The sequence below is a fragment of the Brevundimonas sp. genome (assembly GCF_032055285.1).
Classification (GTDB): Bacteria; Pseudomonadota; Alphaproteobacteria; order Caulobacterales; family Caulobacteraceae; genus Brevundimonas.
The window spans coordinates 169,186-195,836 of sequence record NZ_DAMBRE010000004.1 but is presented as its reverse complement, the minus strand read 5'-3'; the positions used below and the strand labels follow the sequence as shown (position 1 = coordinate 195,836).

The following is a 26,651-nucleotide window of genomic DNA, read 5'->3' as shown; positions in this document are numbered from 1 at the left end:
ACATGCGGATCGTTGCAGGCAGCCTGAAGGGGCGCGCCATCATCGCGCCCGAGGGCCAGAACACGCGCCCGACTTCGGACCGGGCGCGTCAGGCCATCTTCAACGTGCTGGAACACGCCTCCTGGGCTGATGGCCTGCACGAGGCGCGGGTCATGGACATCTACGCCGGGTCGGGCGCCCTGGGCTTCGAGGCCCTGTCGCGCGGGGCGGCCTTCGCCCTGTTCGTCGAGATCGACGACGGCGCACGCGGCGTGATCCGCGAGAACATGGACGCCTATGGCCTGTTCGGCCGGGCGCGCGTGCATCGCCGCAGCGCCATTGACCTGGGGGAGCGTCCCGGCTCGGTGGGCGAGGCCTTCGACCTGGCCTTCCTCGATCCGCCCTACGCCAAGGGCCTGGGTGAACAAACCTTGCAGCGGCTGCGTGAAGGCCAGTGGCTGAAACCCGGCGCCATCGTCGTGTTCGAGCGCGGCTCGGATGAACCGGACATCGACACGCCGGGCTATGAGCGTCTGGACGCGCGCGACTATGGCGCCGCGCGCGTCCTTTTCCTCAGGGTGTCAGAAGCCGCGTCCTGAGACGCGGTTGTCCAACTGGCTGCGCAGGCGGCTCAGGCCGTCGCGATTGACGACATAGGGGCCGCCGTTTCGCGACTTGATGACGCCCTTGCGCTTCAGGCTGCGCCATTGCTCGAGATTGCAGCCGTCCAGCACCCAGCCTTCGCGGGTGAAGCAGCGGGCGGCGATGATGCGGCCCTGATCGTCGCGTTCCAGCAGAATACAGCCGCCCTGGGCCAGGGCGTGGAGCGTGCGTTGTTCCGCACGGGAGATGTTCATGGGATTTCCAAGGCATGAGAAAACACGCGCCTTCGCCGGTTCGGCGGGCGGGCTCAAAAAGGCCTCGGACGTGCAGCGTCCGGACCTATGCCGTGGCTACAATCTCACGCATGGTTCGGTCCCATTGGGGGAATGACCGCCTTCTAGTCGAAACGGCGGTCCGCGGCTAGGCTCCGGGCCATGACTCAGCTTGATCGCCGCGCCTTTCTCGCCACGACCGCAGCTGCGACGGTCGCCCCATCTGTCGGTCGAGCCGGGACGGGCTGGGCGTCCCGATCCGCGATGCCCTGGCCGACGCAGGAGATCTATTGTGCGGCGCACGATGGACACATCACCGTCGCGGGCGGACTGGTGCGCGCCGCGACAGGCGGGCTGCACATCAACGACCGGACGGCGATCTACGACGCCGCCGCTGACCGTTGGAGCGAGGGGCCGCGTCTGCCGCAGCCGCGCCATCATCCGATGCTGGCGGCGGCGGCCGGTCGGGTCTGGGCCTTCGGCGGCTATGACCGCCGCGACGGCGGAGAATGGACCGCCATGACGGATGTCTGGGCCATCGATCGGGGCGTGTGGGCCCAGGTCGGGCAGATGCCGGAACGGCTGTGCGAGACGGTGGGGCTGTCGCTGGGCGACCGGGTGCATCTGGTCACCGGTCGTTCGCCCAAGGGCGAGGTCAACGGTCAGTGGAACGATCAGGGCGACGTGGCGACCCATCTGGTGTTCGACGCCGCCGCCAACCGCTGGGACAGGGCTCGACCGGCGCCCGTGGCCCGCAACAGCGCGGCGGGCGCTGTGCTGGACGGCAAGCTGTTCGTGGCCGGGGGGCGTACGGTCGAGGGCGGAGGCACGGGGCGACTGGACCGTTACGATCCAGCTGCGGACCGGTGGGACAAGCTGGCGCCCATTCCGGTCTCGCCAGCGACAGGGCGGCAGGTCGGCGGCGGGCTGGCTATGGCGGAAGTGGGCGGCAGGCTGGTCGCCTTTGGCGGCGAATGGTTCGAAGGGCGCGGGGGCGGGGTCTTCGCCGAGACCTGGATCTATGACCCGACGCGCGACGCCTGGACGGCGGGACCGCCGATGCGCACGCCGCGTCACGGCCTGGCGGCTGCCAGCGTTAACGGAACGGTTTACGCCATCGGCGGCGGCGAGGTGGCGTCGGGCGGCAGGGCCAGCGGGATCGTCGAGGCGCTCAGTCTCTGAGGCGCCGCAACGCGGCGGCCAGGCCCCGCGCCCCGGCCGTCACGTCCGCCCAGGTGACGTCGAAACCGTCATCGTCGCCGAAATAGGGATCAGCCACCGGCTGTCCCTCGCGGCCCTCGACGTGATCGAGCAGCAGGCTGAGATCCGCAGTGGCGTCGGTAGGGGCGAGGCGGCGAAGGTTGGCGAGGTTGTCCTTGTCCAGCGCCACCACGTGGGAGAAGCGGCGGAAGTCGGCGGGTTTTACCTGTCGACCCCGCAGGCTGGAGATATCGACGCCGTTCCTGCGGGCCACGGCCTGGGCACGCGGATCGGGCGGTTCGCCGACATGCCAGCCGCCGGTGCCGGCGGAATCGACCACCACGTCCAGCTTCAGGCGGCGGGCCTCTTCGCGGAAAGCGGCCTCTGCCAAGGGCGAGCGACAGATGTTGCCGAGGCAGACGAAGAGGACGGACGGGGTCATGCATCCTGCCTATCAAGGCGAGGCTCGCCGCGCCACCCGATCCCTTCGTCGCCTAGCGGCGGATCAGCTCTGGGCCAGGGTCTTCTTGAGCTCGTGTTCTGTCGCCTTCTTGCTCATGGCGGCGAGGAAGACCTTGAAGATCATGCCGCAGAAGAGGGCGGTCAGGGCGATGGTGAAGAAGGCCGAGACGGTCCAGTCGATGACCGGAACGCCGCTGGAGATGATGACGGGGCGATAGACGGCGATGCCGGCGATCACGACCCAGTGGCTGATGCAGTAGAAGCAGTGGAATAGGTGGCCGATCATATGGCCGACCTTGTTGGCGGCGGCCCGCAGCGGCGCGAACAGTTCGGTCTGGGTCAGGGTGATCGACACGCTGGCGGATGCGATGGCCAGGACCAGGCAGATCCAAAGGCCATGGGCGGCGGGGGAGGTCAGAATCTCGGTCATTGGGGCTCCAGGTAAATCATGTATCTTTAAAAGATACGTAATGTGCCGCGAAGGGTCAATGCGGCGGAGCGCATTGGCTAAATGGGTTAGCTGTGGGCGGGCATGCCGGCTTCGGCGCGGAAGCGCCCGGCGAGATCGGCCAAGGTGATGGCCCGGAACCCTTCGATCAGAACCTGTTCGGCGCGGTGCATGGCCGAAGCGACCGAAGCGTTGACGGCGCGCTCTACGGCGCAGTCCGGGGCGTCGTTATCAAAACCGATGGTGAAGAGACGCTCCGTGCCGACCGCCCGAAGGACGTCGAGGAGGGTGATCTTTTCCAGATCGCAGTCCAGCCGCCAGCCGCCGCCATGCCCCTTTTCCGAGCGGACGTAGCCGGCCTCGCGCAGACCCGCCATGGTGCGTCGCACGACGGCGGAATTGGTGCCCAGCATGTCGGCGACCTGCTCCGAGGTCATGGGCGTTTCGCTGCTCACCATATGAAGCAAAACATGAAGCATTCTCGACAAGCGGCTGTCTGTGCGCATGTTTTATCGCCTTCCGAATAGCTTCTCGAGGTCGTTGAGCTTCAGCTCCACATAGGTCGGGCGGCCGTGGTTGCACTGGCCGGAGTGGGGCGTGGCCTCCATCTGGCGGAGCAGGGCGTTCATTTCGGGGGCGGAAAGGACGCGGCCGGCGCGGACGCTGCCGTGGCAGGCCATGGTGCCGCAGACCTCGGCCATCCGCTCCTTCAACGACAGGGCGGCGCCGTGTTCGGACAGGTCGTCGGCGATGTCGCGGATCAGGCCCTGAACATCGGTGTCGCCGAGCAGGGCGGGGGTTTCGCGCACCAAGACGGCGCCAGATCCAAACGCCTCGACGATCAGGCCCATCTCGGCCAGTTCCTCGGCCTTGGCGGCGACGCGCTCGGCCTCGGCGGGGTCCAGCTCGACCACCTCGGGCGTCAGCAGGGCCTGACGGGTGACGGCGCCGTTGGCCATCTGGGTCTTCATCCGTTCATAGACGAGGCGTTCGTGGGCGGCGTGCTGATCGACCACGACCAGGCCGTCGCGGGTCTGGGCGACGATATAGGTGCCATGCAACTGGGCGCGCGCAGCGCCGAGCGGATAGTCGATCAGGTCGGGCGGGGTCTGGGCGCCGGGCGCGATCTGGTCGGCGTGTTCGGCCTGAATTTCTCCGAGGGTGCGGAAGCTGGGGGCGGCGGCTTCGCCGCTCCAGGTGTGCTCGACGCGGGCCGAGCGCTCGTTCAGCCCCGGCAGATTCTGGGCGGCGGCGGCCGGTTGCGACCAGCCCTGCCAGCCGCTCCAGCCGGGCGCCGCGTTGCCGAACGACTGGGCCGAGGGCGAGGAGGGGGTGTGGAGCGCCTCGCCGGTGTGGGCGCGGAAGCCGGACAGGGCGTCGGCGGCGACCGTGGTCGAGGCGCGGTGGCCCGCTGCGTGCAGGGCGTGGCGCAGGGCGCCGACGATCAGGCCGCGCACCAGGGCCGGATCGCGGAAGCGGACCTCGGCTTTCGCCGGGTGGACGTTCACATCGACATAGAGCGGGTCGATGTCGAGGAAGAGGGCCGCCGCCGGGTGCCGGTCGCGGGCCAGGAAGTCGGCGTAGGCGCCGCGTAATGCGCCTTGCAGCAGGCGGTCGCGCACCGGGCGGCCGTTGACGAACAGAAACTGGTGCGCCGCATTGCCGCGCGAATAGGTGGGCAGGCCCGCATAGCCGGACAGGCGTACGCCGTCGCGCTCCTGATCGATCAGCAGGGCGTTGGCCTCGAAGTCGCGGCCCAGCAGCGCGCCGAGGCGTTTCAGGCGGCCCTCGAAGCCCGGATGTTCGGCGGGCAGACGCAGGGTGACCTTGCCGTCCAGCGACAGGGTGAAGGCGACGGCTTCGTGGGCCATGGCCTGACGTTTGATCTCTTCCGAGATGGCCATGGCCTCGGACCGCTCGGACTTCATGAATTTGAGGCGCGCGGGGGTGGCGTAGAAGAGGTCGCGGACCTCGACCCGGGCGCCGTGCGGGCCGGGGAAGCCGGCGGGGGCCACAGGGCGCTGATCGCCGCCATCCACGGTGACAGCCCATGCGTCGGCTTCGTCGCGGGCGCGGGTCGTGATGGTCAGGCGGGCGACCGAGCCGATGGAGGGCAGGGCCTCGCCGCGAAAGCCGAGGGTGTGGATGCGCAGCAGGTCCACGTCGCCGGCGTCGTCGGGCTCCAGCTTGGACGTGGCGTGGCGCTCGACCGCCAGGGGCAGCTCGTCTTTCGGAATGCCCTTGCCGTCGTCGGCGATCAGGATGCGGGTCAGACCGCCGCCGTCCGCCTGGATCTCGACGCGCGTCGCGCCTGCATCCAGCGCGTTCTCGACCAGTTCCTTGATGGCGCTGGCGGGGCGTTCGACCACCTCGCCGGCGGCGATGCGGTTGACGGTTTCGGGGGGGAGGCGACGAATGGGCATGTGAGTCGCAAGATAGGCGGGCGACGCGCAGGGCGCACCTCTATCCGCATTTTTGCGCGAACGGGGCTTGAAGGTCAGCAATCGCAACTTATACTGTTGCAGTCCGAGCGGCGCGCCGACGGGCAGAGCAACCGTTTCTGGGCCTCGTGTCCAGTCCTGAACATCCAACGAGGTCCTCCCATGAAGATCAAAGCCGCCATCCTGGCCGTTTCGGCCGCCGCCCTGCTGGCCGCCTGCGGTCAACCTGCCGCTGACAAAGCTCCCGCCGCCGACGCCGCCGCGACCGCCCCGGTCGAGCTGAAGGCCCCGGCCGGCGTCTATGTCATGGACCCGACCCACGCCTCGCTGCAGTGGTCGCTGCCGCACAACACGATCTCGAACTACACGGCCCGCTTCAACAAGTTCGACGCCAAGATCACGCTGGACCCGGCCAACCTTGCCAACAGCGCGGTCGAGGTCAGCATCGACCCGGCTTCGGTCGACGCCAACTATCCGGGCGACTACACCGGCACCCACGCGGGTTCGGGCTTCAAGACCTGGAGCGAGGACATCGCCAAGAACAAGAACTTCCTGAACGCCGGCACCTTCCCGCAGATCACTTTCAAGTCGACCAAGGTCGAGCTGACGGGTCCGCGCACCGCCAAGGTGACGGGCGACCTGACCTTCCTGGGCGTGACCAAGCCGGTGACCCTGGACGCGACGTTCAACGGCGAGATCGAGAAGCACCCCTTCATGCAGGTCCCGACCCTCGGCTTCGCGGCTGAAGGCAAGTTCAAGCGCACGGACTTCGGCATGGCGCTGGGCCCGGTGGGCGACGAGGTCACCATCCGCTTCGACGCCGAGTTCCTGCAGCAGGTCGCTCCGGCCGCCGCAGCCCCGGCGGCCTAAGCCGGGACGAATGAGCGGGCGGGGCCGAACGGTCCCGCCCGTTTTTCAATGAGTATTCTGCGAGTTTCGCCATGACCGCGTCCGCCAGCCGCTACACCCCTGTCGCCATCGCCCTGCACTGGGCCATCGCGATCGCCATCATCGCCATGATCCCGATGGGCTGGTGGATGAGCGAGGCGATCAACGAGCCGGGCAGTCAGGCGCTGGCCTATCGCGTTTTCCAGATTCACAAGTCGGTCGGTTTCCTGATCCTGGCGCTGACAGCGCTGCGGCTGGCCTGGCGGCTGACGCACCGGACGCCGGGGATGCCGGCTGAGATGAAGACCTGGGAGACGTTTGCGGCGCGGGCGACCCATGCGGCCTTCTATGGGCTGATGCTGGCCTTGCCGCTGACGGGGTGGCTCTACGTCTCGACCGGCTGGGCGGTGGCGACGGACACGCCGCTGGCGGTCGCGACCAGCTGGTTCGGCCTGTTCACCGTGCCGCACCTGCCCTTCATCGGCGAGGCGGCGGCAGGCCTGCGCCGGGTCGTGGCCTATCAGGCCATGGGGGCGCACAGTCTGATGGCCTGGGGCGCGGTGGTGCTTATCGTGCTGCACGTCGGGGCGGCGCTGAAGCACCAGTTCATCAATCGCGACGGGGTTCTGGCCCACATGATCCCGGTGCTGAAGCACGGCGACGGCCGCACCGCGCCCGAGCCCAAACCGCTGCTGCGCCGGACCGAACGTCTGGCGGGCCTCGGCTTCATCGCCGCGCTAGCCGTGGCGGGCGGCATCGCGGCCAAGCCCGCGCCTCTGGCTGAAGGGGCAGGGGCCGAAGCCCATGCCGCGGCGGCGCCCGCTCAGGCCGAGGCTGCGGTCACGCCGGGGACGGCGTTGGCCTGGACCATCGATCAGGCGGCCTCGACCATCGAATTCACCGGAACCCACGCGGGCAAGGCCTTCAAGGGTCGGTTCGAGCAGTGGGAGGGGCAGGTCTGGTTCGATCCGGCCGATCTGGCGGGCTCCAAGGCCGTGGTTCTGGTCAAGACCGGTACGGCCAGGACGGGCGATGCGACCCAGGAAGGCAGCCTGACCGGCGCCGAGTGGTTCGACCCCAGCGCCTATCCGACCGCGCGGTTCGAGGCGGCTTCGTTCAAGGCTCTGGGCGGCAACCGTTATGAGGCGGCGGGGACGCTGCGGATCAAGGCGACGACCTTGCCGGTGGTTCTGCCCTTCACCTTTGACGAGGCTAACGGCGTGGCGACTGTGGCCGGAAAGCTGGAGCTGGATCGCACGGCGCTGGATCTCGGCATGATGTCTGACGCGGGCGGGGACTGGGTGTCCAAGGCGATTGGCGTGGAGATCAAGGTCAAGGCGAAGCGCTGACCTTCGCCGTCATCCCGGACGCCTCTAGAGGCGATCCGGGACCGCCCAAGGCGCTGCGTCGTGGGTTTGGGAATCTGACCGGAGGCGCTTCCGGCGGTCCCGGATAAGCGCTGCGCGCTTTCCGGGATGACGATCTGAGGGAGCGAGAAGGCGCTTAGGGGTTTGCCCGACTCCGCTTCGGGCGTTACAGCCTTCGGCTTCTCCTTAACGAGCGCCCGAAGAGCGACGCCATGCACGATATCCGAGCCATCCGCGACAATCCCGAAGCCTACGTCGCCGGCTGGTCGTCGCGCGGGGTGGATGACGCCCAGTCCGTCGTTGATCGCATTCTGGCGCTGGACGTGGACCTTCGCGCCGCCCAGACGACGGGGCAGGAAGCCCTGGCCAAACGCAACGCCGCCTCCAAGGCCATCGGCGCCGCCATGGGCAAGAAGGACATGGCCGAGGCCGACCGCCTGAAGGCCGAGGTCGAGACCCTGAAAGCCGATATCGCCGACGCGGGCGAGGCCGAAGCCGCCAAGGGCGCCGAACTGCGCGACCTGCTGGCGGGCCTGAAGAACCTGGCGGCGGACAACGTGCCGGACGGCGAGGACGAGAACGACAACGTCGAGGTCCTGACGTGGGGCGAGCCGCGCACGACCGGCCCGGCCAAGGATCACGCTGACCTGGGCGAGGCCCTGGGCCTGCTGGACTTCGAGGCTGCGGCCAAGATGTCCGGCTCGCGCTTCGCCGTGCTGAAGGGCCAGCTGGCGCGGCTGGAACGCGCCATCGGCCAGTTCATGCTGGACCTGCAGACCGGTACGCACGGTTATCTGGAAGTCGCGCCGCCTTACATGGTTAAGGACGACGCCATGTTCGGCACCGGCCAGCTGCCGAAGTTCGAAGAAGATCTGTTCCGCGCGGGCGAGCACCTGCTGATCCCCACCGCCGAAGTTTCCCTGACCAACCTCGTGCGCGAACAAATCCTGGGCGAAGACGAGGTGGCCGAGCCCATGCGTCTGACGGCGCTGACGCCGTGCTTCCGGGCCGAGGCCGGGTCGGCGGGGCGCGATACCCGCGGCCTGATCCGCCAGCATCAGTTTTCCAAGGTCGAGATGGTCTCCATCTGCCGTCCCGAGGATTCTGAAGCCGAGCATGAGCGCATGACCGGTTGCGCCGAGGCGGTGCTGCAGGCGCTGGAGCTGCCCTATCGCAAGGTGCTGCTGTGCAAGGGCGACATGGGCTTCTCGGCGCAGAAGACCTATGACCTCGAGGTCTGGCTGCCGAGCCAGAACACCTATCGGGAGATCAGCTCCTGCTCGAACTGCGGTGACTTCCAGGCCCGGCGCATGGACGCCCGGTTCAAGCGCGCGGGCGAGAAGAAGACCGAGTTCCTGCACACCTTGAACGGCTCGGGCCTGGCGGTCGGCCGCACCCTGGTCGCGGTGATGGAGAACTATCAGCAGGAGGACGGCTCGGTCGCCGTGCCGGCTGCGCTGCTGCCCTATATGGGCGGCCTGACCACGGTGGGTTCGGTTTCCAAGTAATGCGTATCCTTCTGACCAACGACGACGGCATCGAGGCGGAAGGCCTTGAATGTCTTGAAAAGATTGCCCGCACCCTGTCGGACGACGTCTGGATCGTCGCGCCGCAGACCGAGCAGTCGGCCAAGGGGCGCGGGATCACCCTGACCGAGCCTTTGCGGGTCAACCAGTTGGGCGACAAGCGCTTCGCCGTGACCGGCACCCCGACCGACTGCGTCATCCTGGCGGTCAACGACCTGATGCCCGAGAAGCCCGATCTCGTGCTGTCGGGCGTCAATCGCGGCCACAACGTCGGCGAGGACGTCAGCTATTCCGGCACCGTGGCCGGCGCCCTGCAGGGCATGGCCTTCGGCATCCGCTCCATCGCCCTGTCGCAGTCGCTGGAGCGCTTCCACGACGACGTGACGGCGCACTGGGAGACGGCCGAGGCCTTCGCCCCCGGCATCATCGCCAAGCTGCTGGAGCAGAAGTGGGAGGACGGCGTGGTCATGAACGTCAACTTCCCCAAGCTGCCGCCGGAACTGGTCAAGTCGGTCGAGGTGACCAAGCAGGGCTTCCGCGACATCGGCGAGATGCACGCGATCCGCCGCACCGACCTGCGCGGCCGCGACTACTACTGGATGGCCTTCCGCGGCGCGCCCCAGGAGCACGTCGAGGGAACCGACCTGCGCGCCATGGACGAGGGGCGCATCTCGGTCACGCCGTTGCATATCGACCTGACGCACATGCGCAGCGTCAACGACCTGAAGAAGGTGCTGGGCGGCGCGCCCCCCAAGGGACCGCTGGAAAAATGAGCCTGTCGGACGACCGTGCGGGCCGGTTGATCCTGTCGCTGCGGCGGCAGGGGGTGACCGACGCGCGGGTGCTGAAGGCGATGGAATCCATCGACCGGTCGCTGTTCGTCCACGAGAAGTTCCTGGATCAGGCCTGGGAAGACCAGGCCCTGCCGATCGACTGCGCCCAGACGATCAGCCAGCCCTATATCGTCGGCCTGATGACCCAGGCGCTGGACGTCCAGCCGCGTCACCGCGTGCTCGAGATCGGCACCGGCAGCGGCTATCAGTGCGCGGTGCTGAGCCGGCTGGCGCGGTTCGTTTATTCGGTGGAGCGCTACAAGAGCCTGCTGACCGAGGCCGAGGCCAAGCTGAAGCTGCTGGGCGTCGACAACGTCTTCACCCGCCACGGCGACGGCGGGCAGGGCTGGCCGGAACAGGCCCCCTTTGACCGGATCATGGTGACGGCGGCCTCGCCGCATGAACCGACGGAACTGTTGAAACAGCTGAAGCCTGGCGGGATTCTGGTGGCGCCGGTGGGCCGCAGTTCGGTGCAGATGCTGAACCGCTATACCGGTCAGGAAGACGGCAGCTTCCGCCGCGAAAGCCTGTGCGAAGTGCGCTTCGTGCCCCTGGTCGAAGGCACGGCCAAGGAGGGGTAGGGGCGTCAGTCGCTCTATCTCGGTCATCCCTGAAAGCCCGAAGGGCTTATCCGGGACCGCAGGAAGCGCTACCGTTCACTTCATGCGCGAAGACAGGCTCTTCACCGTCTATATCGTGACCAACACCACGCGCGGCGTCCTTTACGTCGGCGTGACGTCCGACCTGCTTGGTCGGGTCCAGCAGCATCGAGATCGGACCTATCCGGGCTTCAGCAGCCAATGGGGTCTGCGGCGGCTGGTCTGGTACCAGGTCTTCGACGACGCTGAATTCGCGATCAATTTCGAGAAGCGATTGAAGCGCTGGCGACGTGATTGGAAGTTCGACCTGATTGAACGAATGAATCCCGAATGGAATGATCTGTGGGAAGCGGCTTTCAGGTCCGATGGCGGCGTATTGGGCGGTCCCGGATAAACGCTACGCGTTTTCCGGGATGACGGTGAAGGCGAGATCGGCGCGCGGTTAACCTTTCCGCCCCACTTTGGCGCTGTTTGGCGGGTTGGCTTGGCGACGCTTCCGGGGCACACCGGGGGCAGAGGCAATTCAAGGTTAAGAAGGAGGGGCGCATGGGCGGCTTCACGGGCTGGATCAGGGCGGCGGTCGTCGTCGGCGGAGCGCTGACGGTCACCGCGTGTTCGACCTATCCGAATGAGCCGCGCTATTCGACGCGTCCCATGCCGGTCGGCGGGCAGGGGGGCTATCCCGCCCAGCCGCAGCAGCCAGGCGCCTATCCGAACAACAACCCCTACTACGCCCAGCCGTCGCAGCCGCAGACCCCGCCGCCCGCGCGCCCCTATGAGGAGCAGGGGCCACGCGCCCCGTCGGGCAGCATCGAGGGCGGCGGCCTGCCGCCCGCCGGCGGTCCGGCCTATCCCTCGACAGGGGCGCCGATCACGGTCACGCCTCCATCGCCCGCAGGCTCGACCAGCATGCCGGGGGCGACCTATGTCATCCAGCCGGGCGACACCATTTCGGGCGTGGGGCGCCGCTTCCAGACCCCGGTCCAGACCCTGATCGACCTGAACGGCCTGGGGCCGCGCGGCGCCATTACTTCGGGCCAGCGCATCGTCCTGCCGGACAGCGCCGTGGACACTGGCTCAGACCCCTATGCGACGGGCGCTTCGCCCGTGGGCGTGCGGACCCCCAACAACGGCGTCGCTCCGCCGCCCCCGCCGCCGCCCAGCGGCAATGCGGCCCTGCCGCCCTCGCGCGCGCCGGCGGCTACCTCCTCGACCCCGGCCTCGCCGGTGCAGGGCGCGGCCGTGGGGCAGGCCCTGGTGATGCAATGGCCGGTGCGCGGGGACATCCTGCGTCGCTTCGGCCCGGTCGGCATGGGAGAGCGCAACAACGGCGTCAACATCGGCGCCTCGGCCGGGACCGAGGTCAAGGCCGCGGCCGCCGGGCGGGTGGCCTATGTCGGCGACGACCTGCCTGGGCAGGGGTTGACGATTCTGATCATCCACCGCGACGGCTGGCGTACGGTTTATGGTCATCTGGGTTCGGCCACGGTGCGCGACGGGGCAGAGGTTCGTGCGGGGCAGGTTGTCGGCACGGTGGGATTGACGGCAGGCGACGGGCGGCCCTCGATCCACTTCGAAACGCGCCAGATGCGCGGCGATGATCCAGTCGCGGTCGATCCGATCAGCGTGCTGCCGCGCTGATGAGCGGCGGCCGGGCGTGTCCCGGCGGCATCGCCTGTGATCTAGAGGCGTCAGGCCGCGTTGCAAATCGGCACGGCGCACCCTAGGTTCCGCGCCTCAATTTCTTATGGGGCCCCCGTTCAAGGTCGGCCCGGTTCGGGGAGTTTCCATGCCTACTGGTTCCGAAGGCGGCCTGATGGCCATCGTGGTGCAGATCGCGCCGATCGTCGCGATCTTCATCCTGTTCTACTTCCTGATGATCCGCCCGCAGCAGAAGCGGATGAAGGCGCACCAGGCCCTGATCGCCGGCGTGAAGCGCGGCGACGAAGTCGTCCTGTCGAACGGCATGGTCGGCAAGGTGACGCGCGTGGAAGACGCCGAGGCCATGGTCGAGATCTCGCAGGGCGTGAACGTCCGTGTGGTCAAGGCGATGATCGCCGAGGTGCGCAATCGCACCGCCATCGCCGCCAACGACAAGGGCTGAGCGGCTTCTCGCCGCTGACGCCCGCCCGAAATAGAGCCCTGACATGATTCAGCTCGCGCGCTGGAAAGTCACCCTGGTCGTGCTGTCGCTCGTTGTCGGGCTGCTGCTGGCCTTCCCGAGCGTGCTCAGCCCGGCGCAGCGCGACGCGCTGCCCGGCTGGCTGCCCAAGAACGGCCTGAACCTGGGCCTCGACCTGCAGGGGGGCTCCTACCTCCTGCTCGAGGTCGATGTGCCGGAGATGCGCAACAAGCGCGTCACCAATCTGATGGAAGACGTGCGGGTCGCCCTGCGCGAACAGCAGATCAACATCGGCGCCATGCAGCGCGAAGCGGGCGGCGTGGTGGTTACGATCACCGACCCCGGTCAGTTCGACACGGCTTTGACCGAGCTTCGCACCCTGGCCCAGACGGGCGCGGCCGCAACCGGCCAGCCGGATCGCACGGCCACGCGTCTGAGCGGCAATCGCATTCGCTTCGCCTTCACCGACGCCACGCTGAACAGCATGGGCGCGACGGCGGTGGATCAGTCCATCGAGGTCGTGCGTCGTCGTCTGGACAGCTCGGGCACCAAGGAAATCTCCATCACCCGTCAGGGCGCGGACCGCATCGTGGTCCAGGCGCCGGGCCAGAGCGATCCGGCCGAGCTGGAGCGTCTGGTCGGCCGCACGGCCCAGCTGACGTTCCAGATGGTCGACACCTCGACCAATGGCCTGCAGGACGCCATGGCGGGCCGCGTGCCGCCGGACGCCGAACTGCTGACGGACGACCAGGGCACGCCCTATCTGGTCAAGAAACGCATCCTGGTCTCGGGTGAGAACCTGACCCGCGCCGGCGTCGGCTCGGATCAGAACGGCCGCCCGGCCATCGACTTCCGCTTTGACGGTCAAGGCGCGCGTCGCTTCGGCGAAGCCACCGCCCAGAACATCGGCAAGCCATTCGCTATCATCCTGGACGGCAAGGTGATTTCGGCCCCGACAATTCAGAGCGCCATCGCTGGCGGTACGGGCCAGATCACCGGCAACTTCTCGATCCAGTCCGCTTCGGAACTGGTGAACCTGCTGAACGGGGGCGCCCTGCCGGCGCCGCTGAAGGTTGAGGAACGCCGCGTCGTCACTGCCGAGCTGGGCGCTGACGCCGTGCAGGCCGGCATGGTTTCGACCATCATCGGCTTCATCCTGATCTGCGTCTTCATGATCGGCGCCTACGGCTTCCTGTTCGGCGGCGTGTCGGTGCTGGGTCTGATCCTGAACGGCATCCTGATCATCGCCGCCATGTCGCTGTTCGGCGCGACCCTGACCCTGCCCGGCATCGCCGGTCTGGTGCTGACCTTCGCGGTGGCCGTCGACGCCAACGTGCTGATCTTCGAGCGGATGCGCGATGAAGCGCGGGCCGGTCGTTCGGTCATCGCCTCGATGGACGCCGGCTTCAACAAGGCCATGGGTACGATCGTCGACGCCAACCTGACCACCCTGGTGGCGGCGCTGATCATGTTCATGTTCGGCGCGGGGCCCGTGCGCGGCTTCGCCTGGACGCTGACCATCGGCGTCTTCACCTCCATGTTCTCCTCGGTGATGGTCGCCCAGGTGCTGCTCGGGTATTGGCTCAAAGTCGCCAAGCCGAAAAAACTGCCGATCGCGGAGTGATGGCGATGCGTGGATGGCCCCTCATCAAACTGCTTCCGCAGAAGACGAACTTCCGGTTCGTCAAATACGCGCCCATCGCGGGCGTGATCTCAGTGATCCTGTGCGTGGCCGCGATCGTCGGCTGCTTCTATCCGGGTCTGAACCTCGGCATCGACTTCCGAGGCGGCGCCTCTATGGAAGTGTCCAAGCCCGCCGGCCAGGTGCTTGAACTGGACAAGGTTCGCGGCGCCGTCAGCGAGCTGGGTCTGGGTGATGTCCAGGTTCAAGGCATCGACAGCTCGGCCAGCGCCATCGTCCGCTTCCAGATTCCTGAGGACGAAGGCCAGAGCGCCGTCGTCGCCCGGGTCGAGAAGGCGATCGACGAAGCGGTCGGTGAGGTGAAATACTCGGGCATCAGTGTCGTCGGCTCCAAGGTCTCGGGCGAGCTGTTCACCAGCGGCCTTCTGGCCCTGGGCGCGGCCATCGTGCTGATGTTCATCTACATCTGGTTCCGGTTCGAGCCGCAGTTCGGCTTCGGCGCCGTGGCGGGTCTGGTGCACGACCTGATCCTGACCTTCGGCCTGATCGTTCTGTTCCGCTTCGAGTTCAGCCTGAACACCGTGGCGGCCATCCTGACCGTCATCGGTTATTCGATGAACGACACGGTCGTCGTGTTCGACCGCCTTCGCGAGAACCTGCGCAAATACAAGACCATGCCTCTGCGCGAGGTCATCGACCTGTCGCTGAACGAAACCCTGTCGCGGACCATCATCACCGGCGTCACCGCCGTCGGCGTGCTGGCGGTCCTGGCCCTGTTCGGCGGCGAGGCCCTGTTCGGCTTCTCCATCGTGCTGATGGTCGGTATCGTCATCGGCACCTATTCGTCGATCTATGTCGGCGCGCCGATCATCCTGCTGTGGGGCGTCAAGCGCGGCGGTTCCGTCGATGAGGACGCCAAGCCGATCAAGTTCGGCATGGCCAGCCGCCCCTAGGGCCGGCTCAGACCTGAAAAAGGCTCCTCCTTCCCCCGGGCGGGGAGGGAGGAGTAAGGTCACGCTTCCTGATTCCGACCCGGGGAGGGGCGCATGGCCAAACTGCTTTCCAACTTCAGAACGACCTTCCTGCTCAGCATCCTGCTGGCGGGCGTCATGATCTTCGCTTTCGGCCGCATCGCGCCGGGCGGATTCGATCTCGGTTTCGCCCAGGCGGCCTTCCGCTGGGTGCACGTCGTGGCCGGCATCCTGTGGATCGGCCTGCTCTACTACTTCAACTTCGTGCAGATCCGGGTCATGCCCGCGATCCCGGCTGAGCTGAAGCCCGCCGTCAGCAAGCACATCGCGCCTGAGGCCCTGTTCTGGTTCCGCTGGTCGGCGCTGGTGACGGTGCTGGCGGGGATCGCGGTCCTGTTCACGCGCGGCCACGTCTATGCCCATGAAGTCCTGACCTTCGGCCTGGCCGGCGGCCTGAACGCGGGCGACCAGCAGTTCACCCTGATGGGGATCGGCGTCTGGCTGGCCATCGTCATGTTCCTGAACGTCTGGGGCGTGATCTGGCCGAACCAGAAGCGCGCCCTGGGCATCATCGCCGTGGACGACGACAAGAAGGCCAAGGCCGCGCGGATCGCCATGCTGGGCAGCCGCACCAACCTCTTGCTGTCGCTGCCGATGCTGACGGCGATGGCCATGTATCAGACCCTGTTCGGCTGAGACTTGCGCCATTGCGTGCAATGGCCGATGGCCTTGCGCAATGACTGTTGATCTTGATGCCCAGGTCCGCGCCGCCGATCCCGACCGCTGGCTGTCCAGCCGGTTCGTGGCTGATGTTCAGGCGCGCGCGGACCTGATCGCCCTCTACGCCTTCGAGGCGGAGCTTCTGGCCATTCCCACCCGCGTCACCCAGCCCATGCTGGCCGAGATGCGCTATACGTGGTGGGCCGAGCAGATGGAGGGCGTCTTCGACAACACCCCGCGCGTCGGCCATCCGGTGCTGGAAGGCCTCACCGCCGCCGTCGCCCATCACGGGCTGGACCGCGCGCCCTTCGACGCCCTGATCGAGGCCCACATCGGCCGTGTGCATGGCGAGCCGCACGACCTGGACGCCTTCTACGTCGGCCCGATGCAGGTCGCCGTGCGGATGCTGGCGGGCGAGGGGCATCAGGCGGCCGTCGCCGAGGTCGGACGCCTGTGGGCCCTGTCGCAGACGGGACGGGTCGATGAGGCGAGGGCTCGGGCCGGCGCCGCCAACGCCGCGTTGAAGGGGCTACCGCCGGCCGCCTTTCCCGCCGTGGCCCATGCGGCGCTGATCCGCTCGGACGAGCCTGAGCCGGTGAAACGACTGCGGCTGTTCTGGAGCGTGCTGCGCGGCCGGGTCTAGATCGCGTTCAGCGGCAGTTTCAGGAAACGTTTGCCCGAGGCTTCGGCCGGGGGCAGGGCGCCGGCGCGGATGTTGACCAGCAGCGCCGGCAGGATCAGTTGCGGCGGCGCAAGCGTGGCGTCGCGCGCCTCGCGCATGGCGACGTAGTCGTCCTCGCTGCGTCCGGTCAGGTGGACGTTGGCCTTCTCCTCGCCCACGCTGGTTTCCCAGCGGAACTCGCTCCGGCCGTCCTTGGGTAGATAGTCGTGGCCGACGAAGACACGCGTGGCGTCGGGCAGGGCCAGGATCTTCTGGATCGAGCGATAGAGGGTCCGGGCGTCGCCGCCGGGGAAGTCGCAGCGGGCCGTGCCGTAGTCGGGCATGAACATGGTGTCGCCGACGAAAACGGCGTCGCCGATGCGGTAACTGACGCAGGCAGGCGTGTGGCCGGGCGTATGCAGGACCTCGACCGGGATTGAGCCCAAACTGAAGGTGTCGCCATCGGCGTAGGTTTCATCGAACACCACGGCGCCGGCACTCACGTCGCCAGCCTCGAACAGGTCCCCGAAGGTCTTTTGCACGCGTGTGATCTTTTCGCCGATGCCGATGGGGGCGCCGGTGCGGGTACGAATCACGTCGGCGCCGGTCAGGTGGTCGGCGTGGGCATGGGTTTCCAGCACCCGTTCCAGCTTCAGGCCGCATGTGCGCACAGCGTCCAGCACCCGCTCGATTGAACCGGTCGAGGTTCGGACCGCCACGGGGTCATAGTCCAGAACCGGGTCGATGATGGCGGCGGCGCCTGTCGCGGGATCGGAGACCAGATAGGTCACGGTGTGAGTCGCGGGGTCGAAGAAGCCGACAACATCAGGCCGGCCAGCGGGGAAGGGGGTCACGATGTCAGCCTCCTGGGTCGTGATCTTATACATTAGATATTGCTAATTTAACAAGTGCTAATATATTGGCGTCCATGATCGACTTGGACGCTATCAGACTGGGACGCTTTCGAGCCAATGCGGGCAACGCCGCCCGGCTGCTGAAATCCTTGTCCAACGAAAGCCGGCTGATGATCCTGTGCCAGATCGGCGACGGCGAGCGTCAGGTTGCGGACCTGCTTCCGCTGGTGGGCCTGTCGCAATCGGCCCTGTCCCAGCACCTGGCGCGCCTGCGCGAGGACGGATTGGTCAGCGCGCGAAAGAGCGGCACCGCCGTCTTCTATCGTATCGCGGACCCGGCAGCCCTGCAGGTGATCGGGGTTTTAGCCGAGATCTTCTGTCCTCCGACTTCGGTCTGAGGCCTTCCCCAAATCCAAGGACCATGACCATGAATCCGCTTGTCTCCCTGACACCCGCCGAGGTCGCCGCCCGCCTGAAGGCGAAAACCGCCGTGCTGGTGGACGTGCGCGAACCCGATGAACACGCGCGTGAACACATTTCAGGCGCCGTCACGGCCCCGCTGTCGGCCTTCGAGGGGGCGACCCTGGGGCTTACGCCGGGAAAGGACGTCATCTTCATGTGCCGCAGCGGCAACCGGACCGGCGCGCACTTTGACCGTCTGGCCGCGCGCATCGCCGGCCCGGCCCATGTGCTGGCGGGCGGTCTCGACGCTTGGAAGAAGGCGGGGCTTCCGGTCAGAACAGACACGAAGCAGCCCCTGGAGCTGATGCGTCAGGTGCAGATGGCGGCGGGCGGCCTGATCCTGGTCGGCGGTCTGTTGGGAGCCATGGTTCACCCCGCATTCTGGAGTCTCAGCGCCTTTGTCGGTGCAGGCTTGTTCGTAGCCGGGGCGACAGGCTTCTGCGGCATGGCGCGCCTGCTGGCGGTCATGCCCTGGAACCGAAGGATGCGGCCCAATTAGTCGCAGAGGCCGCTGATCAGGCGCGCCAGGAGGGCGTTCAGCGTCTTCTGCTCGTCGAGCGACAGCGGCGCGAGGATGTCTCGCGCCGCTTCTTCGTGGCGGGGCATGATGGTTTCGATCAGGTCGAAGCCCTTGTCGGTCAGGCGCACCAGCGTGGCGCGGCGGTCGGTCGGGTGAGGGCGGCGCTCGACCAGTCCGGCCTTCTCCAGCCGGTCGATGCGGGCCGTCATGCCGCCGGACGACATCATCGCCGCCTCGAACAGGGCGGTCGGGGTCAGGCCTTCGGGCGCGCCTGAGCGGCGCAGGGTCGCCAGGGCGTCGAACTCGCCCTGTTGCAGGCCGTATCGGGCGTAGAGCGGCGCCTGGCGTTCGCGCGAGACCAGGATGGAGGCCTCGTGTAGGCGGCCCAGCGCCTCCATCGGCAACATCTCCATGTCGGGGCGTTGAACGGCCCATTGGGCGGCGGCGCGTGAGGCTCTGTCAGGCATGAGTTATCTTGACATCGAGATACTTGAGGTCGAGAGACTAGCGCGAATTCTCAGTGGAGTCCCCTGTCATGACCGTACGGTCCGATGCCGAAGCGGCGCGCGGCGCGTCCTTGCTGCTGCTGGCGGCCATCTTCGCCCTGGCGCTGAACCTGCGCCCGGCGATGGCGGCGGTCGGGCCCTTGCTGGACCTGATCGAGGGCGCGACGGGGATGGATTCCACCGCCGCCAGCCTGCTGACAACCCTGCCGGTGGCGATGATCGGCCTCGGCGCCCTGTCGATCCGTCCACTGCGGCGGCGGCTGGGCGAGCGACGCGGCATCCTGCTGGGGGCGCTGCTGATCGGCGGGGCTTGTCTGGCAAGGGCGGCGCTGAGCGACACGGCGGGCCTGATCGCCAGCGCGGCGGTCGTCGGCGTCGGTGTAGCCCTGATTCAGGCCCTGGCGCCGGTTGTGATCAAGCGGGCCTTTCCGACACGGTTCGGCACAGTGATGGCCGTCTATACGACCGGGATCATGGGCGGGGCGGCCATTGCAGCGGCCACGGCGGCGGGTTTGGCCGAGGCGGTGGGCTGGGCCTGGACGCTGGCGCTGTGGTCTGCGCCGGCTTTTGTCGCGGCGGTCGTCTGGCTGTTGGCCGCGCGCGATCCGGCGGCGGAGGAACCCGACCGTGCGGCTGTGGTCGAAGTGGTTCACCCCGAAATCCCCTTCTGGAAGCAGGGCCGGGCGTGGAGCCTGATCCTGATCATGGGGCTTGGGACATCGGCCTACACGCTGGTGCTGGCCTGGCTGCCGCCCTTTTACGTCGATCTGGGGCAGGCGAGGGCGACGGCGGGCTATCTGCTAAGTGGCATGACCGGGGCCGAGGTGGCTGCGGGGGTCATCGTCTCGATGGTCATCGCGCGCTTTTCTGATCGGCGTGGGCCGATCCTGACGGCGCTGGTGCTGGCCCTGATCGGACTGGCGGGTCTGGTGCTCGCGCCGGTCACGCTGGCGGTTCCGGTCGTGGTGGTCATGGGGCTCGGCATCGGGGCCATTTTCCCGCTGACCCTGATCCTGGCCATGGACCAGATCGACGACCCGGCCCGCTCCGGCGATCTGCTCGCCTTCGTCCAGGGCGGCGGCTACATCATCGCCAGCCTGTCGCCGCTGGCCGCCGGCCTGTTGCGCGACCATATGGCCGACCTGACCGGCGCCTGGGTCCTGATGGGCGTCGGCGTCGTGGGTCTGGGCGTGATGACGCTACAGTTCCGGCCGGGCCTGCCCAAGCTGCGCTGAGGCGACCCGGCCTTATCGCTTAGGCGTCGCGCCAGGCTTTCAGAGCGGCCATCGCCCGGATGCTCTGCAGGCGCTTCTTGGCGCGGCCGCGTTCCTTGGGATGGATGCGCTTGCCGTCCTCGTCGACCTTGGGGGCCTCCAGCGGCGGCAGCAGGCCGTAGTTGATGTTCATCGGCTGGAACTTGGAGCCTTCCAGGTGGCCGCCGGTGATGTGCTCGACCAGGGCGCCCATGGCGGTTTCCGGCGGCGGAGCCGACAGGTCGCGGCCCAGGGCCTGGGCGGCGGCCAGGCGGCCGGTCAGCAGGCCCATGGCGGCGCTTTCGACATAGCCCTCGACGCCCGTCACCTGACCGGCGAAGCGCAGGCGCGGCATGGCCTTCATGCGCAGCTGCTTGTCCAGCAACTGCGGGCTGTTCAGGTAGGTGTTGCGGTGCAGGCCGCCGAGGCGCGCGAACTGGGCGTTCTGCAGGCCGGGGATCATGCGGAAGGTTTCGGCCTGCGCCCCGTGTTTCAGCTTGGTCTGGAAGCCGACCATGTTGAACAGGGTGCCCAGGGCGTTGTCCTGGCGCAGCTGGACGATGGCGTGGGCCTTGACCGTCGGGTTGCGCGGATTGGTCAGGCCGACGGGCTTCATCGGGCCGTGGCGCAGGGTCTCGCGGCCGCGTTCGGCCATGACCTCGATGGGCAGGCAGCCGTCGAAGTAGGGGACGTTCTCCCAGTCCTTGAACTCGGCCTTGGGGCCGCCCAGCAAGGCGTCGATGAAGGCGTCGTACTGTTCCTTGTCCATCGGGCAGTTGACGTAGGCGGCGGCGTCGCCGCCGGGGCCTTCCTTGTCATAGCGCGACTGACGCCAGGCGATGTCGAAGTCGATGCTGTCGGCGTGAATGATCGGGGCGATGGCGTCGAAGAAGCTGAGGCTTTCCTCGCCGGTCATCTTCAGGATGGCGTCGGCCAGGGCGGGCGAGGTCAGCGGGCCGGTGGCGACGATGACATTGTCCCACTCTTCGGGCGGCAGGCCGGCGATTTCCTCGCGCACGATGGTCACGAGGGGGTGGGCTTCCAGCTTGGCCGTCACGGCTTGCGAGAAGCCGTCGCGGTCGACGGCCAGGGCGCCGCCCGCCGGGACCTGATGGGCGTCGCCGCATTCCATGATGATGGAGCCGAGCGCCCGCATCTCGGCGTGCAGCAGGCCGACGGCGTTGTACTCCCAGTCGTCCGAGCGGAAGGAGTTGGAGCAGACCAGCTCGGCCAGACCGTCCGTCTGGTGCGCGTCGGTCTTGATGCCCGGCACGCCGCGCATTTCATGCAGGATGACGGGCACGCCCGCCTGGGCGATCTGCCAGGCGGCTTCGGAACCGGCGAGGCCGCCGCCGATGACGTGAATGGGTTTGGGAGAGGGCGCTGCGTTCGACATGGCGGCCTTCTAGCCGTCCCGGAGGCTTCCGTCAGCCTGTCATTGCGGCGGGGTGGCGAAGCGGCCGCTGTCTGGCGTATGACGAAGCTTAAGAGGAGCCCATCATGACCACGGCGTTTTCCATCGGCGAGGCCCTGGCCTCCGGTTTCAGGCTGACGCGGCGGCGCCCCTTGCGGGTCTGGATGTGGGGCGTGGCGTCCGTCGCGCCTTCATTGCTGATGGGCGCGCTGATGCTGCGCCTGTTCGGGGCCATGGCCCTGACGGACATGGGGTCGGAAGAGGCCTCCGCCGTTCTGGTCGGGCAGATGGTCCAGTTTCAGGCCCTGTCGGGGCTGGCGAACATTCTGCAGATGCTGATCTGGGTGGTGGTGACCGCCGCCATCTTCCGGACGGTGCTGTTCCCCGAGCGCGCGGATCGTTTCGCCGGCCTCAAGGTCGGCATGGACGAGGTGCGGGTCGCCGTGGTCGGCCTGGCCATGATCGTCGGCTTCTACGCCGCCGCCATCGTGATCGCCCTGATCGCCTTCGCCGTCGGGGCAGGACTGTGGTTCGTGTCGGAGGCGGCGGCGGTCGCCGTGGGGCTGCTGGTTGCGGTTGCGGCCGGACTGGCGGTCTGGGGCGTCATCCTGCGGGCCTGTCTGATCATGCCGGCCAGCGTGGCCTTGGGCGACTTCGCCTTCGTGCAGGGCTGGAGGCTGTCGAGGGGGCAGGTGCTGCGGCTGCTGGGCTTGAGTCTGGCCATCATCGCGGTCGTCTTGGCGATCGAGCTGGCCCTGCTGGCGATCGTCGCTGTGGTGCTGTTCCTGGTCGCGGGACTCAATGTCTTCAGCCTGGCGGCCATGCTGGAACAGGGGGCGCCGCCGACGGTGGATTGGGGCGTGCTGATCCCCTGGGCGCTGGCGGCCTTCGTGCCCCTGTCGTGGCTGCAGGGCTTCCTGAACACGGTGATGATGGCGCCCTATGCCGAGGCCTGCCGATCGCTGCTGGCGCAAGCGCCGCAGGACGCAGCCCGTCCGGTTGCGCTAGGCTGATCGGGAATCGAGGACGACCGCATGATCTTTTCCGCCACCGACTGCGCCTTTGAGGGCTTTCGCCTGACGCGGCGCGCGCCCGTCGCCGTCTTGTTGTGGGCCGTGGCCTACGCTGTGTTCTTCGGCCTGCTGTTCCTGCTGGTGGGGTCGCATTTCGTCACCATCATGTCGTTGATTTCCCAACTGGAGGGACAGACCGAGCCGTCGATCGAGGACATGCAGCCGCTGATTCAGGCCTATGGCGTCATCGTCGCCTGGGCCGTGCCTCTGGGCCTTTTCTTCAGCGCCGTGATCAGCACCGCCATCGCCCGATCGGTCATCCGGCCCGAGGATCGCAAGTTCGGCTACATGCGCCTCGGCAAGGACGAACTGCGGGTGCTGGGCGCCAGCCTGATCGTCGCCCTGATCATGTTCGCCGTCAGCTTCGTCGGCTTCATGCTTGTCAGCCTGGTCGCCGCCCTGGCGGTGGCCGCACCGGCGCTGTGGCTGGCCGTGGTCCTGCTGTCGCTGGCGGTGCTGGCGGTCGTGATCTGGCTGTCGGTGCGGCTCAGCCTGGTCGTTCCGGCGACCTTCGCCGAGGGACGGATCGCGGTGAAGCCGACCTTCGCCATGACGGGCAAGATGGTTTTCTGGCCGCTGCTGGGCATGGCGATCATCGCCTGGGTCATGGCTATGCTGGTCGGCCTGCTGGGCTCGGCCGTGGCTGCGCCGCTCAGCCTGATGGTCGGCGGGGCCGAGCGCATGGTCGGCATGGAGGGCGCCAGCGTCCCCAGCCTGCTCAGCGCCCTGGGGCCGATGCTGGCCGTGTCGCTGGTCGTCAACGCTGTCATGACGGCGGCGCAGATCGTCATCATGTACGCGCCGTTCTCGGCCGCCTATCTGCAGCTCAAGGGCGCGCCGCGCCCCTGAGTGGAAGTCGAAGACGCCTGACCGGTTCGGTCAGGCGCTCTTGCGGGCGCGGGTCTTCTTTTCAGCTTTCTGGACTTCGGGCAGGGCGGCCACGCGGGCCTTGCGGCGTTCCTCGTGGCGGTCCAGCACCTCCTTGAGGTACTTGCCGGTCCAGCTGGCGGGGTTGTCGGCCACCTGTTCGGGCGTGCCGAAGGCCACGATCTCGCCACCGCCGTCGCCGCCCTCGGGACCGAAGTCCAGCAGGTAGTCGGCGACCTTGATGACATCCAGATTGTGCTCGATGACGACGATGGTGTTGCCGTTGTCGACCAGTTCCTGAAGCACCTCCAGCAGCTTGCGCGTGTCCTCGAAATGCAGACCGGTCGTCGGCTCGTCGAGGATGTAGAGGGTCTTGCCGGTGGCGCGCCGGGCCAACTCCTTGGACAGCTTGACCCGCTGGGCCTCGCCGCCGGACAGGGTGGTGGCGGGCTGGCCGACCTTGACGTAGCCCAGACCCACGCGCTCGAGCGTCAGCATCTTGTCGCGGATCGAGGGCACGGCGTTGAAGAAGCGCGCGGCCTCTTCAACCGTCATGTCCAGAACGTCGGATATGCTCTTGCCCTTGAAAACAATTTCCAGGGTTTCGCGGTTGTAGCGCTTGCCCTTGCAGACGTCGCAGGTGACGTAGACGTCGGGCAGGAAGTGCATCTCGATCTTGATGACGCCGTCGCCCTGGCAGGCCTCGCAGCGGCCGCCCTTGACGTTGAAGCTGAAGCGGCCGGGGCCGTAGCCGCGCGCCTTGGACTCCGGCAGACCCGCGTACCAGTCGCGGATCGGGTTGAAGGCGCCGGTATAGGTCGCCGGGTTCGAGCGCGGAGTGCGGCCGATGGGCGACTGATCGATGTCGATGACCTTGTCGAACTGCTCCAGCCCCTCGATCCGGTCGAAGTTGGCCGGGGCGTCCGAGGCGTTGTGCAGACGGCGCGCGGCGGCCTTGTACAGGGTCTCGATGGTGAAGGTGGACTTGCCGCCGCCGGACACGCCGGTGACGCAGGTGAACAGGCCGACGGGGATCTCGCCGGTGACGTTCTTCAGGTTGTTGCCGGTGGCGCCGCTGATCTTCAGCATCCGCTTGCGGTCGACCGGGCGGCGGCCTTCGGGTGGCAGTTCGATCTCGCGCGCTCCGGTCAGATACTGGCCCGTCAGCGACTTCGGGTTGGCCATGACCTCGGCGGGCGTGCCCTGGGCGCAGATTTCGCCGCCGTGGACGCCGGCGGCCGGGCCCATGTCGATGACGTAGTCGGCGGTCAGGATGGCCTCCTCGTCATGCTCGACCACCAGGACCGAGTTGCCGAGGTCGCGCAGGCCCATCAGGCTTTCCAGCAGGCGGGTGTTGTCACGCTGGTGCAGGCCGATGGAGGGTTCGTCCAGCACATAGAGGACGCCGGTCAGGCCCGAGCCGATCTGCGAGGCCAGACGGATGCGCTGGCTCTCGCCGCCCGACAGGGTGCCGGAACTGCGCGACAGGCTGAGGTAGTCCAGGCCGACGTTGTTCAGGAAGCGCAGCCGGTCGGTGATCTCCTTGAGGATGCGGCGGCCGATCTCGCGCTGCTTGTCCGTCAGGTGGTCGTCCAGGGTGGTGAACCACAGATAGGCCTTGGAGATGGACAGCCAGCTGATCTCGGCGATGTCGGCGCCGCCGACCTTGACCGCCAGGGCCTCGGGCTTCAGGCGCTTGCCGCCGCAGACCTCGCAGGGGGTCTCGGACTGATAGCGGCCCAGCTCTTCGCGGACCCAGGCGCTGTCGGTCTCGCGCCAGCGGCGCTCAAGGTTGGGCAGGACGCCTTCAAAGGCCTTGGCGACCTCGTATTTGCGGGCGTTGTCGTCATAGACGAACTTGATCTTCTCGCCGCCCGAGCCCTGCAGGATGACCTTCTGGGCCTGTTCGGGCAGGTCGCGCCAGGCCTTGTCCATCGAGAAGCCGTAGTGCTGGGCCAGCGACTGCAGGGTCTGGGTGTAAAGCGGCGAGGGACCGCGCGCCCACGGGGCCACAGCCCCCTTGTGCAGGGTCTTGTCGCGATCCGGGATCACCAGATCGGCGTCAAAGGCCAGTTTGACCCCCAGGCCGTCGCAGGCCGGACAGGCGCCGAAGGGGTTGTTGAACGAGAACAGCCTCGGCTCGATCTCTGAGATCGTGAAGCCCGACACAGGACAGGCGAACTTCTCGGAAAAGACGATGCGGCGCGGCTCTTCGCCCTCGGGGGCACTGGCCCATTCAGCGGTGGCGATGCCGTCGGCCAGCCCCAGGGCGGTCTGGATGCTGTCGGCGTAGCGTGGCTCGAGACCTGCTTTGGTTACAATGCGATCGACGACGATATCGATGTCGTGCTTGAACTTCTTGTCGAGCGCCGGGGCGTCCTCGATGGCGTAGAATTCGCCGTCGATCTTGAGCCGCTGGAAGCCCTGACGCTGCCACTCGGCCATTTCCTTCTTGTATTCGCCCTTGCGGCCGCGAACGACCGGGGCCAGCAACAGGATGCGCTCGCCGTCGGGCAGGGCGGTCAGCTTGTCGACCATCTGGCTGACGGTCTGGCTCTCGATCGGCAGACCCGTGGCGGGCGAATAGGGGACGCCGACGCGCGCCCACAGCAGGCGCATGTAGTCGTGAATCTCGGTGACCGTGCCGACCGTCGAGCGCGGGTTTTTCGACGTCGTCTTCTGTTCGATGGAGATGGCCGGCGACAGGCCCTCGATCAGGTCCACGTCCGGCTTGCCCATCAGCTCCAGGAACTGACGCGCATAGGCGCTGAGCGACTCGACGTAGCGGCGCTGGCCCTCGGCGTAGATGGTGTCGAACGCCAGAGAGGACTTGCCCGATCCCGACAGCCCGGTCATCACGACCAGCTTCTCGCGCGGGATATCGACGTCCACGCCCTTGAGGTTGTGCTCGCGGGCGCCGCGAACGCGGATGAAGTTGTGCTTTTCGGTCATGGGCCCGGAAACGGTA

At 67.5% G+C, this 26,651-nt stretch carries 28 protein-coding genes; 19 read left to right on the top strand and 9 right to left on the bottom strand.

Annotated features, from left to right (window positions below):
- Positions 1-2: 2 nt before the first annotated feature.
- On the top strand, positions 3-578 hold the full coding sequence (rsmD, locus tag RTY13_RS11245; protein ID WP_312783486.1) for a 16S rRNA (guanine(966)-N(2))-methyltransferase RsmD: 576 nt from the start codon (positions 3-5) through the stop codon (positions 576-578).
- On the opposite strand, the gene RTY13_RS11240 is transcribed toward rsmD, so the two are convergent.
- Complete coding sequence (locus RTY13_RS11240) at positions 561-836, bottom strand: YjhX family toxin (protein WP_312783485.1); 276 nt, start codon at positions 834-836, stop codon at positions 561-563. The two genes, rsmD and RTY13_RS11240, sit on opposite strands and share 18 nt — an antisense overlap.
- Positions 837-1,118: 282 nt before the next feature.
- Here RTY13_RS11240 and RTY13_RS11235 point away from each other — a divergent pair, with 282 nt between their 5' ends.
- Positions 1,119-2,036 carry a kelch repeat-containing protein gene (locus tag RTY13_RS11235; RefSeq protein WP_312783484.1) on the top strand — a complete coding sequence of 306 codons (918 nt, stop codon included), beginning with the start codon at positions 1,119-1,121 and terminating at the stop codon, positions 2,034-2,036.
- Here RTY13_RS11235 and RTY13_RS11230 read toward each other — a convergent pair.
- The 4 genes from RTY13_RS11230 to mutL form a co-directional block, all read right to left on the bottom strand.
- Complete coding sequence (locus RTY13_RS11230) at positions 2,026-2,496, bottom strand: low molecular weight protein-tyrosine-phosphatase (protein ID WP_312783483.1); 471 nt, start codon at positions 2,494-2,496, stop codon at positions 2,026-2,028. The genes RTY13_RS11235 and RTY13_RS11230 overlap by 11 nt on opposite strands.
- 63 nt (positions 2,497-2,559) lie before the next feature.
- Positions 2,560-2,946: a DUF1360 domain-containing protein gene (locus RTY13_RS11225; RefSeq protein WP_312783482.1), complete on the bottom strand. Its 387-nt coding sequence runs from the start codon at positions 2,944-2,946 to the stop codon at positions 2,560-2,562.
- Between the two features lie 86 nt (positions 2,947-3,032).
- Positions 3,033-3,470, bottom strand: coding sequence for an Rrf2 family transcriptional regulator (locus RTY13_RS11220; protein ID WP_312783481.1), 438 nt, complete (start codon positions 3,468-3,470; stop codon positions 3,033-3,035).
- Positions 3,471-3,473: 3 nt separating this feature from the next.
- On the bottom strand, positions 3,474-5,387 hold the full coding sequence (gene mutL, locus RTY13_RS11215; protein WP_312783480.1) for a DNA mismatch repair endonuclease MutL: 1,914 nt from the start codon (positions 5,385-5,387) through the stop codon (positions 3,474-3,476).
- A gap of 180 nt (positions 5,388-5,567) precedes the next feature.
- On the opposite strand from mutL, the gene RTY13_RS11210 reads away from it, so the two are divergent.
- The 12 genes from RTY13_RS11210 (at position 5,568) to RTY13_RS11155 (ending at position 16,716) form a co-directional block, all read left to right on the top strand.
- Positions 5,568-6,275: a YceI family protein gene (locus tag RTY13_RS11210; RefSeq protein ID WP_312783479.1), complete on the top strand. Its 708-nt coding sequence runs from the start codon at positions 5,568-5,570 to the stop codon at positions 6,273-6,275.
- 71 nt (positions 6,276-6,346) lie between these two features.
- Positions 6,347-7,642, top strand: coding sequence for a YceI family protein (locus RTY13_RS11205; RefSeq protein WP_312783478.1), 1,296 nt, complete (start codon positions 6,347-6,349; stop codon positions 7,640-7,642).
- Positions 7,643-7,872: 230 nt separating this feature from the next.
- Positions 7,873-9,168 carry a serine--tRNA ligase gene (serS, locus tag RTY13_RS11200; protein ID WP_312783477.1) on the top strand — a complete coding sequence of 432 codons (1,296 nt, stop codon included), beginning with the start codon at positions 7,873-7,875 and terminating at the stop codon, positions 9,166-9,168.
- Positions 9,168-9,959: a 5'/3'-nucleotidase SurE gene (gene surE / locus RTY13_RS11195; protein WP_312783476.1), complete on the top strand. Its 792-nt coding sequence runs from the start codon at positions 9,168-9,170 to the stop codon at positions 9,957-9,959. The genes serS and surE overlap by 1 nt, the downstream gene beginning before the upstream one ends.
- On the top strand, positions 9,956-10,600 hold the full coding sequence (locus RTY13_RS11190) for a protein-L-isoaspartate(D-aspartate) O-methyltransferase (protein WP_312783474.1): 645 nt from the start codon (positions 9,956-9,958) through the stop codon (positions 10,598-10,600). The genes surE and RTY13_RS11190 overlap by 4 nt, the downstream gene beginning before the upstream one ends.
- 82 nt (positions 10,601-10,682) lie before the next feature.
- The gene (locus tag RTY13_RS11185) at positions 10,683-11,012 is read left to right on the top strand and encodes a GIY-YIG nuclease family protein (protein ID WP_312783472.1); all 330 of its coding nucleotides are present in this window, start codon (positions 10,683-10,685) and stop codon (positions 11,010-11,012) included.
- 152 nt (positions 11,013-11,164) lie between these two features.
- Complete coding sequence (locus RTY13_RS11180; protein WP_312783470.1) at positions 11,165-12,259, top strand: peptidoglycan DD-metalloendopeptidase family protein; 1,095 nt, start codon at positions 11,165-11,167, stop codon at positions 12,257-12,259.
- A gap of 148 nt (positions 12,260-12,407) precedes the next feature.
- A complete protein-coding gene (yajC, locus tag RTY13_RS11175; protein ID WP_292082982.1) occupies positions 12,408-12,722 on the top strand; it encodes a preprotein translocase subunit YajC in 315 nt (104 codons plus the stop codon).
- Between the two features lie 43 nt (positions 12,723-12,765).
- Entirely contained in the window at positions 12,766-14,364 is a 1,599-nt protein-coding gene (gene secD, locus RTY13_RS11170; protein ID WP_312783469.1) for a protein translocase subunit SecD, read from the top strand.
- Positions 14,364-15,335, top strand: a complete 972-nt coding sequence (secF, locus tag RTY13_RS11165) for a protein translocase subunit SecF (protein WP_312783468.1) — start codon at positions 14,364-14,366, stop codon at positions 15,333-15,335. Before secD ends, secF begins: the two co-directional genes overlap by 1 nt.
- A gap of 93 nt (positions 15,336-15,428) precedes the next feature.
- Positions 15,429-16,049: a hypothetical protein gene (locus RTY13_RS11160; protein ID WP_312783467.1), complete on the top strand. Its 621-nt coding sequence runs from the start codon at positions 15,429-15,431 to the stop codon at positions 16,047-16,049.
- Positions 16,050-16,089: 40 nt separating this feature from the next.
- Positions 16,090-16,716: a squalene/phytoene synthase family protein gene (locus tag RTY13_RS11155; RefSeq protein WP_312783466.1), complete on the top strand. Its 627-nt coding sequence runs from the start codon at positions 16,090-16,092 to the stop codon at positions 16,714-16,716.
- On the opposite strand, the gene RTY13_RS11150 is transcribed toward RTY13_RS11155, so the two are convergent.
- On the bottom strand, positions 16,713-17,621 hold the full coding sequence (locus RTY13_RS11150) for an MBL fold metallo-hydrolase (protein WP_312783465.1): 909 nt from the start codon (positions 17,619-17,621) through the stop codon (positions 16,713-16,715). The two genes, RTY13_RS11155 and RTY13_RS11150, sit on opposite strands and share 4 nt — an antisense overlap.
- Positions 17,622-17,662: 41 nt before the next feature.
- Here RTY13_RS11150 and RTY13_RS11145 point away from each other — a divergent pair, with 41 nt between their 5' ends.
- On the top strand, positions 17,663-17,986 hold the full coding sequence (locus RTY13_RS11145; RefSeq protein WP_312783463.1) for a metalloregulator ArsR/SmtB family transcription factor: 324 nt from the start codon (positions 17,663-17,665) through the stop codon (positions 17,984-17,986).
- Positions 17,987-18,015: 29 nt separating this feature from the next.
- Positions 18,016-18,549: a rhodanese family protein gene (locus RTY13_RS11140; protein WP_312783461.1), complete on the top strand. Its 534-nt coding sequence runs from the start codon at positions 18,016-18,018 to the stop codon at positions 18,547-18,549.
- Here RTY13_RS11140 and RTY13_RS11135 read toward each other — a convergent pair.
- Entirely contained in the window at positions 18,546-19,037 is a 492-nt protein-coding gene (locus RTY13_RS11135; RefSeq protein ID WP_312783460.1) for a MarR family transcriptional regulator, read from the bottom strand. The genes RTY13_RS11140 and RTY13_RS11135 overlap by 4 nt on opposite strands.
- A 68-nt stretch (positions 19,038-19,105) precedes the next feature.
- Between RTY13_RS11135 and RTY13_RS11130 the strand changes: the two genes are divergently transcribed.
- Positions 19,106-20,311 carry an MFS transporter gene (locus RTY13_RS11130; protein WP_312783459.1) on the top strand — a complete coding sequence of 402 codons (1,206 nt, stop codon included), beginning with the start codon at positions 19,106-19,108 and terminating at the stop codon, positions 20,309-20,311.
- Between the two features lie 19 nt (positions 20,312-20,330).
- Here the strand turns inward: RTY13_RS11130 and trmFO are convergent, their stop codons facing one another.
- A complete protein-coding gene (gene trmFO / locus RTY13_RS11125; protein ID WP_312783458.1) occupies positions 20,331-21,725 on the bottom strand; it encodes a methylenetetrahydrofolate--tRNA-(uracil(54)-C(5))-methyltransferase (FADH(2)-oxidizing) TrmFO in 1,395 nt (464 codons plus the stop codon).
- Positions 21,726-21,829: 104 nt separating this feature from the next.
- On the opposite strand from trmFO, the gene RTY13_RS11120 reads away from it, so the two are divergent.
- On the top strand, positions 21,830-22,756 hold the full coding sequence (locus RTY13_RS11120; protein WP_312783456.1) for a hypothetical protein: 927 nt from the start codon (positions 21,830-21,832) through the stop codon (positions 22,754-22,756).
- Between the two features lie 21 nt (positions 22,757-22,777).
- Positions 22,778-23,665 carry a hypothetical protein gene (locus RTY13_RS11115; protein WP_312783454.1) on the top strand — a complete coding sequence of 296 codons (888 nt, stop codon included), beginning with the start codon at positions 22,778-22,780 and terminating at the stop codon, positions 23,663-23,665.
- A gap of 30 nt (positions 23,666-23,695) precedes the next feature.
- Here the strand turns inward: RTY13_RS11115 and uvrA are convergent, their stop codons facing one another.
- Positions 23,696-26,635 carry an excinuclease ABC subunit UvrA gene (uvrA, locus tag RTY13_RS11110; protein WP_312783453.1) on the bottom strand — a complete coding sequence of 980 codons (2,940 nt, stop codon included), beginning with the start codon at positions 26,633-26,635 and terminating at the stop codon, positions 23,696-23,698.
- Positions 26,636-26,651: the final 16 nt, after the last annotated feature.

What these genes read in the sequence shown, in the direction of transcription:
- rsmD (WP_312783486.1), top strand. Translation starts at nt 3, where the DNA reads ATGCGGATCGTTGCAGGCAGCCTGAAGGGGCGCGCCATCATCGCGCCC.
- RTY13_RS11240 (WP_312783485.1), bottom strand. Translation starts at nt 836, where the DNA reads ATGAACATCTCCCGTGCGGAACAACGCACGCTCCACGCCCTGGCCCAG.
- RTY13_RS11235 (WP_312783484.1), top strand. Translation starts at nt 1,119, where the DNA reads ATGCCCTGGCCGACGCAGGAGATCTATTGTGCGGCGCACGATGGACAC.
- RTY13_RS11230 (WP_312783483.1), bottom strand. Translation starts at nt 2,496, where the DNA reads ATGACCCCGTCCGTCCTCTTCGTCTGCCTCGGCAACATCTGTCGCTCG.
- RTY13_RS11225 (WP_312783482.1), bottom strand. Translation starts at nt 2,946, where the DNA reads ATGACCGAGATTCTGACCTCCCCCGCCGCCCATGGCCTTTGGATCTGC.
- RTY13_RS11220 (WP_312783481.1), bottom strand. Translation starts at nt 3,470, where the DNA reads ATGCGCACAGACAGCCGCTTGTCGAGAATGCTTCATGTTTTGCTTCAT.
- mutL (WP_312783480.1), bottom strand. Translation starts at nt 5,387, where the DNA reads ATGCCCATTCGTCGCCTCCCCCCCGAAACCGTCAACCGCATCGCCGCC.
- RTY13_RS11210 (WP_312783479.1), top strand. Translation starts at nt 5,568, where the DNA reads ATGAAGATCAAAGCCGCCATCCTGGCCGTTTCGGCCGCCGCCCTGCTG.
- RTY13_RS11205 (WP_312783478.1), top strand. Translation starts at nt 6,347, where the DNA reads ATGACCGCGTCCGCCAGCCGCTACACCCCTGTCGCCATCGCCCTGCAC.
- serS (WP_312783477.1), top strand. Translation starts at nt 7,873, where the DNA reads ATGCACGATATCCGAGCCATCCGCGACAATCCCGAAGCCTACGTCGCC.
- surE (WP_312783476.1), top strand. Translation starts at nt 9,168, where the DNA reads ATGCGTATCCTTCTGACCAACGACGACGGCATCGAGGCGGAAGGCCTT.
- RTY13_RS11190 (WP_312783474.1), top strand. Translation starts at nt 9,956, where the DNA reads ATGAGCCTGTCGGACGACCGTGCGGGCCGGTTGATCCTGTCGCTGCGG.
- RTY13_RS11185 (WP_312783472.1), top strand. Translation starts at nt 10,683, where the DNA reads ATGCGCGAAGACAGGCTCTTCACCGTCTATATCGTGACCAACACCACG.
- RTY13_RS11180 (WP_312783470.1), top strand. Translation starts at nt 11,165, where the DNA reads ATGGGCGGCTTCACGGGCTGGATCAGGGCGGCGGTCGTCGTCGGCGGA.
- yajC (WP_292082982.1), top strand. Translation starts at nt 12,408, where the DNA reads ATGCCTACTGGTTCCGAAGGCGGCCTGATGGCCATCGTGGTGCAGATC.
- secD (WP_312783469.1), top strand. Translation starts at nt 12,766, where the DNA reads ATGATTCAGCTCGCGCGCTGGAAAGTCACCCTGGTCGTGCTGTCGCTC.
- secF (WP_312783468.1), top strand. Translation starts at nt 14,364, where the DNA reads ATGGCGATGCGTGGATGGCCCCTCATCAAACTGCTTCCGCAGAAGACG.
- RTY13_RS11160 (WP_312783467.1), top strand. Translation starts at nt 15,429, where the DNA reads ATGGCCAAACTGCTTTCCAACTTCAGAACGACCTTCCTGCTCAGCATC.
- RTY13_RS11155 (WP_312783466.1), top strand. Translation starts at nt 16,090, where the DNA reads ATGACTGTTGATCTTGATGCCCAGGTCCGCGCCGCCGATCCCGACCGC.
- RTY13_RS11150 (WP_312783465.1), bottom strand. Translation starts at nt 17,621, where the DNA reads ATGTATAAGATCACGACCCAGGAGGCTGACATCGTGACCCCCTTCCCC.
- RTY13_RS11145 (WP_312783463.1), top strand. Translation starts at nt 17,663, where the DNA reads ATGATCGACTTGGACGCTATCAGACTGGGACGCTTTCGAGCCAATGCG.
- RTY13_RS11140 (WP_312783461.1), top strand. Translation starts at nt 18,016, where the DNA reads ATGAATCCGCTTGTCTCCCTGACACCCGCCGAGGTCGCCGCCCGCCTG.
- RTY13_RS11135 (WP_312783460.1), bottom strand. Translation starts at nt 19,037, where the DNA reads ATGCCTGACAGAGCCTCACGCGCCGCCGCCCAATGGGCCGTTCAACGC.
- RTY13_RS11130 (WP_312783459.1), top strand. Translation starts at nt 19,106, where the DNA reads ATGACCGTACGGTCCGATGCCGAAGCGGCGCGCGGCGCGTCCTTGCTG.
- trmFO (WP_312783458.1), bottom strand. Translation starts at nt 21,725, where the DNA reads ATGTCGAACGCAGCGCCCTCTCCCAAACCCATTCACGTCATCGGCGGC.
- RTY13_RS11120 (WP_312783456.1), top strand. Translation starts at nt 21,830, where the DNA reads ATGACCACGGCGTTTTCCATCGGCGAGGCCCTGGCCTCCGGTTTCAGG.
- RTY13_RS11115 (WP_312783454.1), top strand. Translation starts at nt 22,778, where the DNA reads ATGATCTTTTCCGCCACCGACTGCGCCTTTGAGGGCTTTCGCCTGACG.
- uvrA (WP_312783453.1), bottom strand. Translation starts at nt 26,635, where the DNA reads ATGACCGAAAAGCACAACTTCATCCGCGTTCGCGGCGCCCGCGAGCAC.